The sequence below is a fragment of the Mycoplasma corogypsi genome (assembly GCF_045276875.1).
In the GTDB taxonomy this organism is placed as follows: Bacteria; Bacillota_I; Bacilli_A; order Mycoplasmatales; family Metamycoplasmataceae; genus Mycoplasmopsis; species Mycoplasmopsis corogypsi.
Map to the genome: position 1 here is coordinate 508,213 of NZ_CP174163.1, position 13,059 is coordinate 521,271.

Here is a 13,059-nt window from a genome sequence, read left to right on the forward strand (position 1 = left end):
CTAAATAACGCAGCCGTTTGTTTACTTATTTACTGGATTTTTATATAATTAAAATTATGAAAAGAACTATTAATTTAGGTATCGACAACAGAATTAAAAGAGCAATTATTTTTGACAAAGAAATGAAGCAAATTATTAACAATTTAGCTGATTATTTCAAAATTGATAAAGAAGAAATTTTGCTAGATGTACAAATTGTAGGACCTAAAACAATCCAGAAATTAAATAAACAATATCGTAATAAAGATTATGTAACGGATATTTTATCTTTTGGAGTTGGAAATGAAAATATGTATGACCAATTACCAGTAAAATTACTTGGTGAGTTAGTTATTTGTTGAGAAAAATTAGAAAAGCAAGTTAAGGAATTTGGTCATTCAATTAAACGTGAATTTTGTTATTTATTTGCTCATGGTTTAGTTCATCTTATGGGCTATGACCATGAAGAAGAAAATGAAAGAGTACAAATGAATCAAATAGTGGATGATATTTTTAATCCTTTACAAATCACAAGAGAGGAATAATATGCTTGAAAAATTACAAAACTTATTGCAATATTCATATAGCCCATATTCAAAGTTTAAGGTGGCTGCTATTGCAATTGATAAAAACAATAAACAATACTATGGTGTAAATGTTGAAAATGCAGCTTATCCATCAGGTTTATGTGCAGAAAGAAGCGCCTTATTTGGATCAGTAGCATACGGAGCTGAAGTGGGTAGTTTTAAGGAAATTCATATTATTAGCCAAAAAAACGAAATCATAAGCCCTTGCGCTGGTTGTAGACAAGTAATGACCGAATTTATGCCAATTGATGCCAAAGTTTATCAATATAGCAACGATGGTAAACAAGTTAGAGTTAATACAATAAAACAATTAGTTCCATACGGAATTAGAATGGATGATATTAAATAATGAAAATATGTTTTATTAGTATCATTGGTAGACCTAATGTTGGAAAAAGCTCACTAACTAATGCTATTGTTGGCTATGACGTTGCAATTGTAACTAAAACAGCTCAAACCACTCGTGATCAAATTATCGGTATATATAATGATGAAGATACTCAATTAATTTTCACCGATACTCCAGGAATTCATAAACCTCAAAATAAACTAGGTGAAGCGTTAAATAAAAATGCTTATGAAGCTGCTAAAGATGTCGATGTTGTCTTATTTTTAACTCCAGCTGATGAAAAAATAGGTCCTGGTGATAAAATGATTTTAGATAAAATTCAAAACCTAAAACATAAAATAGCTGTTATAACTAAAATCGATACAATCAAAAGCCAGCCTGAAAAATTACTAGCCAAAATGGACGAATTGCAAGAATTTCAGTTTGAACATATCGTTTCAACTTCAAAAGACGATTTTAAATCAATTGATGCTTTAATTGATTTAATAAAAACTTACTCATATGAAGGACCGTTGCAATATGACGAAAGTTATGTAACTGATAAATCAATGCGTTTTATAGCTAAGGAAATTATTCGAGAAAGCGCAATTGAACAGCTAAGAGACGAACTACCTCACTCAATTGCTGTTGAAATTACTGATTTTATTGAAGATCCAGATGATCTAGATGAATTTGGAAACCAAAAAATCTTAATTAACGCAACAATTTATGTTAAAAAAGATTCTCAAAAAGGAATGGTAATTGGTAAAAACGCTTCAAAAATCAAGCAAATTGGAGTTAATGCACGTATGAAAATCATGCGTCAATTTAACCAAAAAACTACACTAAATTTGAAAGTTAAAGTAGCCAAAAAATGAATCGATAACCAAGAAGCTTTAGCAAGATTTGGTTATAAAAATTAAAGGATAATTATGGATAAAACTACACAATTTAAAAAGCGTTTAATTAGCTATTTAGACATTCAAGCAATGTCAAGATACGAAGAACCTGTAGCAGATGAGTTAAGAAACAATATTAAAGCTGGGGCTTATCAAATTTCTCGTGATAAAATGGGTTCAATTATTTTCTACAGAAAATCTAAAAAAGCTAATGCTCCAAAAGTAATGATTGCAGCTCATATGGATGAAGTTGGCTATTTGGTTAGAGATATTAGCGAAAATGGCCAATTACTATTATCACCAGTTGGAGGTATTTGACCAACTGTTGTAGTTGGAACTAAAGCAACTTTAATAGTAAACGAAACAAACGAGAGCTACCCTGGAGTATTTGGACATACTTCAATTCACATTATGGAACGAGATAAAGTGTCTAAAGCTATTACAAACGAAGAATTGTATGCTGATTTTGGTTTTAAATCAAAAACGGAAGCTTTAGAAGCTAAAGTACAACCAGGAGATAGAGTTTGTTTATCTGGTGAATTAATTCAATTTAAAAACCCTGATTTAATCGGTGGAAAAGCAATGGATAATCGTGCTGGGGTAACAGTTTTAGAATTTATTGCTAATAATCTAGCAGATGAAGAGCTAGATATAGATTTATATTTATTTGGTACTGTACAAGAAGAAGTAGGAACAAGAGGAGCTCGAACTTCAGTAAGTATTATTAACCCTGATGTAGCTATAGTTTTAGATACTACTTCAAGTCACGATACAATCGGAACAATTAAAGGAACAACAGCTTTATTTAAAGGTGCTGCTTTAAGATATAAAGATGGTGGAACTTTAATGGATACTAAATTAATTAATTTCTTTGAACAAACAGCCACAAAACATAACTTAAAAACTTACCGTTTTGTAGCAATGGGTGGAGGAACTGATGCTCACGAGCTACAATATGCTCCTGGAGGAGCTAGTGTTCTAACTATCTCACTACCTCAAAGATATTTACATAGCCCAATTGGGGTATGTAGCATAAGTGATTTACTTGAAGCAACTGAATTACTTACAAACTTCTGTAAAGACTTTAATGAAGCAGAATATAACAAAATTAAATACCAATAATTTAAGTTATTAACTTATTTTGGTTATAATTAAAATAAGCACAGATTTAGATAGGAGAGAGAATGATTACATTATCTGGAGGAGAGCTAGCTGGACTAATCGTTGGACTAGTAATTGGTATTGGTTTAGCAGCCGCTATTGTTACTTTCTTTGTAACTAAAAGAATGTTTGAAAAACAAATTAAAGAAAATCCACCTATTACTGAAAAAATGATTCGTGTTATGTTTGAACAAATGGGTCGTAAAGCTAGCGAATCACAAATTAGATCAATTATGCGTAATATGCAAGCTGCTAAGAAGAAAGATTAATCTATTTATTAGCAATTATTCAAAACTATCATTAGTTTATTAAGTCCAATATGGACTTTTTTATTGCAGAAAATAGCAAGATTTAAAAAGTATTATAAAATAATATTATGAATTTAAAACTAGGACAAAAGCTCCCATACCATTTTTGGGACAAAAAAAGAAAAATAACCCTCATATTAGGTGTTATTTATCTATTATTAATGTTTGCTGCTACTTTAATGGTTTGGATCGTTGATAAAATTAACTATGTAAAAGTTTTAGAAGGTTTAGAACCGGATAAAATTAAATTTTTATATGAAAATAACTTACTACAAAAACCATTAAATACTTTTTGGGGTACAACTTTTACTTTTACTTGAATTTCAAACATTGCAATGGGAATTGTTATTATTCTATTTGCCATTTATCCAACTAAATGACAAATGCAACGAGCAATGTTTTTAGTAACAGTCTATATTAGCATTACTTTTTTAGTCTTTTGAGCTTTAATTTTTGTACCTGCTTTAATTAATAGAACAATCGATCCATTAAGATTTATTCCAAGTGTGATGGTACACTTTGTTACTCCTGTATTAGGAATTGCTACATTTATTTACAACCGTAAAGCTGTATCTATTTCAAAATGAGCAATGTTTTTATCATTTATTCCACTGTTGGCTTACTACTTTTTTGCAATGATTGTTTACTTTATCAGTGATGATTATGTTAACTTATTCAGTCAATTTGCTAGCGAAAAATCAGCCTTTTACCGTAAACTTGGTGTGGTAATTTACCCATTTTTAAACTTTAGACAACCATTTTTCTACACTGGTGGAAATATATTTGCAGTAATTACATTAAACTTAGTATTATTTGTTGCATTTATTCTTTTAACTATTGGAATAAGTTTCTTTTGATACAAAGTATGTAAAGTACAACTTGATCGTCAAAACAAGGCTTGGGACGTTAGATAGCACTCATATGATTGTTTTTTTATATTACTTTCTAAATTGTCTTAATTAAAATGATTTTTACTATTATTAAAGGTAATTATTTAGTGTAAAAACATAATTTACACTAAATTTTTAAATTCTTTTGCGATGTTTCATAACATATTAATTTATTAATATGTAATTGGTGCATTTAAATGTGATAAAAAGAGAAAAAATTTTCCATTTTCTTCTTTTTTTTTTTTTTTTTTTGTTTAATAGGTATGGAAATAAACGAATTTAACGATAGATTTTATTACATTTTTGATTCGAAATAAAAACTATTTAATAAACAATTGTTTAATAAGCCTAATCATATATAGAAGTTCATAATAATAAATAGTTTTTATTTCTAGAGGTAAATTATGAAAAATAGAAAATTTAGATTAATTTTATCTGCCGGTGTATCATTAGCAATCATACCTACAATGATTGCTGCTAGTTGTGGAAGTAAGGCTACAACTGAAGGAAATACAAACTCTGAAACATCTGGCGATACATCTAATACAAATGCAGATGGTGACAAAGATAAAACTAACCCAAGTGAGCCTACTACTCCTGAAACAGATGGTAAAGATAAAGAAACTAAACCAACTGAACCAGTTGTAGATCCAGTTGCTGAACTAAATAACGAAAAAACTAAAGGTAAAAGCAGTGTAGCTGCTTTAGAAAATTTATCTGCAACAGTTAAAACATCATTTGATACAAAAATTGATTCAGCAACTACAAAAGACGGAATTAGTGCTATTGTTGAAGAAGCTAAACAATTGGATGCTGCTGTAGTTGCGTTAGTAGCACAAGTAACTGAATCTAAGAAATTAGAAGAAGGTGCTAAAGATATTACAAATGATGCAAAAACAAAATACCAAGAAGTATTAAAAGCAGCACAAGACTTATTAACAGAAAATAAATTAAATGAAGCGACAGCTACAAAAGCTAAATTAGAAGAAGTAACTGCACAATTAAAATTAGCTTCAACAAATTTAAGTGCTTATGTTGACTTTTCTGGAACATTAGCTGCATTAAAAACTAAATTAGAAGGTAATGTTGATTATTTAGTTGCAACACTAAAAGACAACCTACTAAAACATGTTACTGCTTTAGAAACTTCAGATGCACAAGTATCTGAAAAAGTTAACAAAGTAGCTGATATTAACAGATTATTAACTCATGCAGAATCACTTAAAGGTTTAGTGTCAGAAGGTATCGATTTAAGAACTACATATCCTAAAAATTACTACAATTCAACTAATAAAGCAGCATTTGATAAAGCCTTAAACGATGTTTTAGTTTTATATCCAGCATATAACTTTAACAGTGATAATATTGAAAGCACAATCGCGGCCCAAGACAACACTAACCCAAGAGTTTGAGGTCCAAAAAGAAGCGATAATGAATTACAATTGGTTAACTATGTAAAAGAAGTTGACGGCAAAGTTGTTAAGGCAGAAGAAACCGATCTTAAAGCTACTGCTGATTTAGTAGCAAAATTAGAAGCTACATTAAAAACTGCAAAAGATGGATTAGATGGTGAAACAAGACAAAATTCACCAGCATATTTCAAAAATCCATACGGATATATGTTAAGTTGAAACAGATTCTTACCAAATTTAAGTATTCCTCATCTTCCTGGTATTGGGGTAATGTTAGCAAATGATGTTGAAGGTGTTACTGATAATGGTGTTTATGATGAATCTAAATTTGAAAGTATCCAAGATGTAACAAATAGAAAAACTGTTTTATTAGAAAAATTCAAAGAGTGATTCAGTCATGATGAAAATCTACAAAAAGCAGCAGAAACATTGACTAAAACATTAGGATCAGAAAACTTTAATAACGTTAAATTATCTGAACCTAAATTCACTTTTAAATATGTTTACTACAAAGATAGCACATCTAGACGTGTATTATTAGATCCAATTGTAACACTAACAGTTACTGCTAAAGATAATACTGTATTAAAAGAAGAATCGGAAAAAGAAATTAAATTGCAACTTCGTGATTTAAGAGATTCAGAACTAGATAGTGGAATGTATCCATTCGAATTACCATGAGTTTACTTTACAGCTTCACCTGCACCAAGTAATCAAATTACAACAGACAACAAAAAAATTGCTTGAGACTTTTTAAATCAAATTGTTAACTATGATGGTCCTACAATTCCACTAGATGCATCATCATTAGTTGGTAAATTAGGGGTTACAGAAGGTGAAAAACCAACTGTTAATAACACTTCAACTATTTCAAGTAATGAATTCAACGAAACATTTAAGGCTTGATTCTTGAATCAAACAAACAAATTCCAATACGGAATAAGAAACTATATCCATAAACTAGATAATAGATTTAATGTAGATAACGTTGATAATGTAGCTGCGAGTGGGATTTTTGTTGCATATCCAGATGATCTTAGCAATACAGTACACAATTTAAGATACCGTGAATTACCAAGAGTGAAAACTCAATTTGCATTACAACAAGTCCACAGTGATAAAGAAGCAGTTTACTTACCAATGTATGCCAGAACACAGAATGGGTGATTAAGAATTTTCCTAATCAGAATACCATTAAGTAAATTTGTAAAACCAGTTGAAACATTTGGTACTGTAGAAACTGCACCAGTCGCACAACCAGAAGGTGAACAACCGGCAGCGGCAACAGCAGAAGCTAATCCTAGTTAATATTCCTTTTATTTATAATTAGTATTTATTCAAAGTCATTCACAAGTAACATACTTGTGGTCAAATTCATTCCTAAAATATTTAAACCAAAGCACACTGTATAATTCAGTGTGCTTTCTTTTTTATGTATATCTAATTATTTTTAGTAAAAAATAATAAAACTATTAGTAGCCTTTTAATTTCTGACGCAGCTGAGAAATACATAGTCTAGAGTTATCAAGTGAACCTAAATTTTATTTTGAATTTAGATAAAAAAGGTATTTTAATCTCAAATATATAGTGATGTTTTATATAAACTTTATTAATTCTTAAACTACAATAAATAGTTTTAACTGATATATAATGACCATAACACCAAAAATAGCAAACTATAAGGTTCTCTTTTAAGTGGTTATATCGAATTTCATTCCGTGTTTTTTTACCATTTTCTTCTTTTTTTTTTTTTTTTTTTTGTTTAATAGGTATGGAAATAAACGAAATTAACGATAGATTTTATTATATTTTTGATTCGAAATAAAAACTATTTAATAAACAATTGTTTAATAAGCCAATCATATATAAAGTTCATAATAATAAATGGTTTTTATTTCTAGAGGTAAATTATGAAAAATAGAAAATTTAGATTAATTTTATCTGCCGGTGTATCATTAGCAATCATACCCACAATGATTGCAGCTAGTTGTGGAAGCAAGGCTACAACTGAAGAAAATACAAACTCTGAAACATCTGGCGATACATCTAATACAAACGCAGATGGTGACAAAGATAAAACTAACCCAAGTGAGCCTACTACTCCTGAAACAGATGGTCAAAAAGAACCTACAACACCAGAACAGCCATCAGAACCTACTAATCCAAGTACAGATGGAGAAAAAGATAAAACTACTCCAAGCGAGCCTACTACTCCTGAAAAAGATGGTCAAAAAGAACCTACAACACCAGAACAGCCATCAGAACCTACTAATCCAAGTACAGATGGAGAAAAAGATAAAACTACTCCAAGCGAGCCAGTTGTTGATACTTTAGCTGAATTAAATAAAGTAAAAGAAACAACAAAAAATGATATCGATGGACTAAATAACTTAAGTGATTCTGCTAAAACTGAATTAAAAAATAATATAAATCAAGCAACTACAAGAGAAGCAGTTACAGCTGTTTTAACAAATGCAAAAGCATTAAATACAGATGTGTTAGTTTTAGTTGAGCAAGTTACTGAATATAAAAAAGTTGATGCAAGTGCTTTAGCTAATGATAATCAAGCAAAAGTTGCATATCAAGAAGCATTAAAAGTTGCCGAAGATTTATTGGCTGAAAATAAATTAAAAACAGCAAGCACAACAGTAGCACAATTAACTGATGCAAATACTAAACTAAAAACAGCTACAGACAATTTAAAGTCTTACACTGAATTAACAGCTAGTGTAGCTCTACTTAAAACTGAATTAGGTGAAAATTCAAACATATTAGTAGATGACTTAAAAACTAACTTATTAGCTCATGTTGATGATTTATTATCATTTAACGAAACAACTTCTGTAAAAGCTGAAAAAGCTGCTGAAATTAAAAAATTATTAGAATCATTAAAACAACTAAAAACATTAGTATTTGAAAGCCAAAAAGTTAGAAATGATTATACTAAGGAATATTATAACTCTTCAAATAAAGCTGAATTTGATGAAGCATTAAATAAAACATTCGCTTTATATCCAGCATATAATTTCAAAACTGTAACTCCTCAAGAATTAGAAGCCGCTATTACAAATTCAGAAAGTTTTGACCCAAGAGTTTGAGGTCCAGTTAGAGCTGAAGACAGTTTAAAATTAGTTAATTATGTTAAAGAAACAGATGGCAAAGTAGTAAAAGCTGAAGATGCTTCATTTAAGTCTACAGCTGATGTGGTTTCTAAACTTTTAGCAAACTTACAAGCTGCTAAAAATGGGCTAGACGGAACTACAAGAACCGATTCAAAAGCCTACTTTAAAAATCCACACAACTACACATTAAGTTGAAACAGATACTTACCAAGTATGGCGATAGAAGACTTACCAAATATTCAATACATCTTGCAAAATGATGAACAATCTGACTTACAACAAAATGGACCAGTTGATAAAGATGTAGCAAAAAAAATAGGTGGCGTAAATGATGTAAAAACTAAGTTAACAGATAAATTAAATGCATACTTCAGTCAAGTATCTAATTATGCTGACTTAACTGAAAAATTAACAAAACAATTAGGATCAGAAAACTTTAATAATGTTAAATTAGATAATCCGGTTATTTCATATAAATACCTATATTTCCATAAAACTCAGTCAAATGAAAGAATTATTTATCTAATACCAAGTGTTACTTTCGACGTTAAACCAGTTGATGGTATTTCATCATTAAGTGAAAGTCAAAATACTATTTCACTTGTTTTACGTAATATTAGAAATAAATCTGTCAATGATGGTATTTATCCATATGAACATAATTCAGTTTACTTTACTGCTTCACCTGCACCAACTACTGAAATTACAGCAGAAAATGAAAAAATTGCACGTGAATATATTAACTTATTTATTAACTATGATGGTCCATCAATTCCATTAGATGCATCTGGGTTAACAGGAATTGGTGTTGAAGAGGGATTAAATAAAACAGTAAATGGTACCGCTACAATAACAAACACTGAATTTAATAGTAAATTTAAAAACTGATTCCTTGATAGAAATAATAAATTCCAAGAAATGTTAAGAAGATACATCAATAAATTCGACAATAGATACAAATTTGATAATGATTGATACTTTAAGAAAAATGGTATTTTTGTAGCTCAACCTGACAATGAAATTGTTCCTGCATTTAATTTAAGATACCGTAGAGTAGATGGTTTATCTGAACACTTTGTGCTTCAAGAATTAAAAGGTGATACAGGAGCTGTATATGTTCCTTTACAAGGTAGAACAAATGAAGGTTGAGTTAATGTATTTTTAGTCAGAATACCATTAACTAAATTTGTAAAACCAGTTCAAACATTTGGTACTGTAGAAACTGCACCAGTCGCACAACCAGAAAATACACAACCAGCAGCGGCAGCTACAGATAACGCTAGTTAATATTCTTTTTATTTATAATTAGTATTTATTCAAAGTCATTCACAAGCAACTTGCTTGTGGTCAAATTCATTCCTAAAATATTTAAACCAAAGCACACTGTATAGTTCAGTGTGCTTTCTTTTTTTCATGTATATCTAATTATTTTTAGTAAAAATACAATAAAACTATTAGTAGAACTTAATTTCTGATGCAGCTAAGAAATACATAGTCTATGATTATGAAGTGAATCTAAATTCTATTTATTTAGGTAAAAGTGGTACTTCAATCTCAAATATATAGTGGTGTTTTTTATAAATTCTGAAACTAAAAATAAATAGTTTTAACTGATATATAATGACCATAACCTCAAAAACAGCAAAATAAAAAGCTCTCTTTTCAGTGGTTATATCAAATTTTATTCCGTTTTTTTACCATTTTCTTCTTTTTTTTTTTTTTTTTGTTTAATAGGTATGGAAATAAACGAAATTAACGATAGATTTTATTATATTTTTGATTCGAAATAAAAACTATTTAATAAACAATTGTTTAATAAGCCAATCATATATAAAGTTCATAATAATAAATGGTTTTTATTTCTAGAGGTAAATTATGAAAACTAGAGGTAAATTATGAAAAATAGAAAATTTAGATTAATTTTATCTGCCGGTGTATCATTAGCAATCGTGCCTACAATGATTGCTGCTAGTTGTGGAAGTAAAGCTACAACAGAAGAAAATACAAACTCAGAAACATCTGGCGATACATCTAATACAAATGCAGATGGTGGAAATAATAATACTAACCCAAGTGAGCCTACTACACCTGAAACAGATGGTAAAGGTAAAGAAACTAAACCAGCTGAACCAGTTGTAGATCCAGTTACAGAATTAAATAATGAAAAAACTAAAGGTAAAAACAGCGTAGCTGCTTTAGAAAATTTATCTGCAACAGTTAAAACATCATTTGATGGAAAAATCGATTCAGCTACTACAAAAGATGGAATTAACACTATCGTTGAAGAGGCTACACAATTGAATGCTGCTACACTTAACTTAGTTAATGAAGTAGAAACAGCTAAACAAAGTAAAGAAAGTACTGCAAGCTTAAATGGTACTGAAAAAACTACATATGAAGCTAAATTAGCCGAAGCTGAAGCATTATTAGACAATAAGAAATTAAAATCAGCTGACACTACAAAAGCTAAAATTGATGAATCAATTACAGCATTGAAATCAGCTGTTACTGAATTAAAAGCTTACTTAAGCTTAACAACTTTAGTTGCTGAAGTAAAAACAAAATTAGATGAACAGACTGGTGAAAATGCTGTGCTTGTATCAACATTAAAAGATAGTTTACTAGCTCACGTTAACGCATTAGTTGCATCTAATGGAACAGTTAGCAAAAAAACAACTAAAGCTGAAAATATCAAAAGAATTTTAGAAAGTGCAAAAGAATTGCAAACTGTTGCATTGGAAAGTTTAACTTTAAGAAACGAATACAGTAAAAAATACTACAACGCTTCAAATAAAGCTGAATTCGACCAAGCTTTAGATAAAGTACTAGTTTTATATCCAGAATACAATTTTGCTTTAGAAGCATTGACTTCTGCACCACAAGGTGAAAATGCATCAAACTCAAGATATTGAGCACCAGTAAGAACAACAGCTCAATTACAATTAGTTAACTACGTAAAAGAAGAAGGTGAAAAGGTAGTTAAAGCTGATGATGCTTCATTTGATACAACAGCTGCAGTTGTTTCTAAACTATTAAATAGTCTAAAATCACAAAAAGAAGCATTAAACGGTGATTCAAGAAATAATTCTGAAGCATACTTCAGAAATCCATACGACTACAAACTAAATTGAAGCAACTTTTTACCACACCTTCAAATTGAAAATCTTCCAGGTTTAGAAATAAAATTAATATCAACTGAATTAACTAATCTTACTAAAGTTGGATACTACAGTGAAGATCAAGTTATTTCTTTAGAAAAAGTTAAAACTAAGAAAAATGAATTACAAACAGCTTTAGATAAATGATTCGCAAATACTGAAAACTGAAAATTATTATCTGATGGTTTAGTAAAACAATTAGGTGCTGAAAAATTCAATAATGTTGTTTTATCAAGTCCTAAAATTACATTTGAGTATGTAATGAGAAAATACGGTAATAGTGATGCTGATAGAAGATTTTACGCATTCCCAATCGTTACATTAACAGTTGCTGCTGCAAACAATTCAACATTAAGTAGTAATACAGTAACAGGAAATACAATTTCATTAAGACTTAGAGACTTAAGAAATCCAAAAAATCCTAATAATCCACTACAATTTACTTGAACATACCCTGATACAAATGAAGCACCAAATGGTAATATTTCAGATGAAAACCTAAAAGCTGGTTGAGATGTTCTAAATACATTTGTTGAATATAACGGACCAGCTATTCCAGTTGATGCATCTGCATTAGTTGGGCAAATTGGTACAACTGAAGATTCTGCAAACCAAACAGTTAATAAAACATATGCTATTACTAATAACGAATTCAATAAATCATTTAGAGACTGATACTGAAATGGAAATAATAAGTTCCAAAATGTTGTAAGAAATTACATTAACAGATACGACAACAGATTTAACGCGACAAATTCAACAACTGGTAATAGAGGTGGTATCTTCACTGGTTACTCAAACAATAACACAAGAAGAACCTTTTGATTCATTACTCATAAAAATGATTATGATAAATTAGTATTACAACAAGTTAAAGGTGATGAAAATGCTGTTTACTTAGCACTTCAAGGTAGAACTTGAGACGGTTGAATCAGTACATTTTTAGTAAGAATTCCATTAACAAAATTTGTTAAACCAGTTGATACATTAGCTGCAGCTGCTACAACCGAATCACAAGCATAATAAATTAAAAATATTGAATCCAATTTAAACATATTCCTTTATTCATAAAATATTCCAATATAAGCACATAGTTACTTATGCCCATTTTATAAAAAAGAACCTGTTCTATTTTTAGAATAGGTTCTTTTGTTTAGTTTTAAACTTTTTATCTAATATATAAACACTATGACTTAAAATATCATAAAACACTAA

The 13,059-nt window shown here is 29.4% G+C and carries 9 protein-coding genes; all 9 read left to right on the top strand.

Features of this window, described 5'->3' with window-relative positions; genetic code table 4:
• Positions 1–56: 56 nt before the first annotated feature.
• Positions 57–524 (top strand): rRNA maturation RNase YbeY, encoded by a 468-nt coding sequence (gene ybeY, locus ACJA23_RS02115; protein ID WP_406613544.1) that lies wholly within the window; start codon positions 57–59, stop codon positions 522–524.
• 1 nt (position 525) lies between these two features.
• Positions 526–915 carry a cytidine deaminase gene (gene cdd, locus ACJA23_RS02120; RefSeq protein ID WP_406613546.1) on the top strand — a complete coding sequence of 130 codons (390 nt, stop codon included), beginning with the start codon at positions 526–528 and terminating at the stop codon, positions 913–915.
• Positions 915–1,817 carry a GTPase Era gene (gene era / locus ACJA23_RS02125; protein WP_406613548.1) on the top strand — a complete coding sequence of 301 codons (903 nt, stop codon included), beginning with the start codon at positions 915–917 and terminating at the stop codon, positions 1,815–1,817. The genes cdd and era overlap by 1 nt, the downstream gene beginning before the upstream one ends.
• A 9-nt stretch (positions 1,818–1,826) precedes the next feature.
• Positions 1,827–2,915, top strand: coding sequence for a M42 family peptidase (locus ACJA23_RS02130; RefSeq protein WP_406613550.1), 1,089 nt, complete (start codon positions 1,827–1,829; stop codon positions 2,913–2,915).
• A gap of 62 nt (positions 2,916–2,977) precedes the next feature.
• A complete protein-coding gene (locus ACJA23_RS02135; RefSeq protein WP_406613552.1) occupies positions 2,978–3,223 on the top strand; it encodes a YneF family protein in 246 nt (81 codons plus the stop codon).
• Positions 3,224–3,330: 107 nt separating this feature from the next.
• A complete protein-coding gene (locus tag ACJA23_RS02140; protein WP_406613554.1) occupies positions 3,331–4,176 on the top strand; it encodes an MAGa3780 family membrane protein in 846 nt (281 codons plus the stop codon).
• 380 nt (positions 4,177–4,556) lie between these two features.
• Positions 4,557–6,872 carry a hypothetical protein gene (locus ACJA23_RS02145; RefSeq protein ID WP_406613556.1) on the top strand — a complete coding sequence of 772 codons (2,316 nt, stop codon included), beginning with the start codon at positions 4,557–4,559 and terminating at the stop codon, positions 6,870–6,872.
• Between the two features lie 602 nt (positions 6,873–7,474).
• A complete protein-coding gene (locus ACJA23_RS02150; protein WP_406613558.1) occupies positions 7,475–9,973 on the top strand; it encodes a hypothetical protein in 2,499 nt (832 codons plus the stop codon).
• 608 nt (positions 9,974–10,581) lie between these two features.
• Complete coding sequence (locus ACJA23_RS02155) at positions 10,582–12,867, top strand: GA module-containing protein (protein WP_406613560.1); 2,286 nt, start codon at positions 10,582–10,584, stop codon at positions 12,865–12,867.
• The last annotated feature ends 192 nt before the right edge of the window (positions 12,868–13,059 follow it).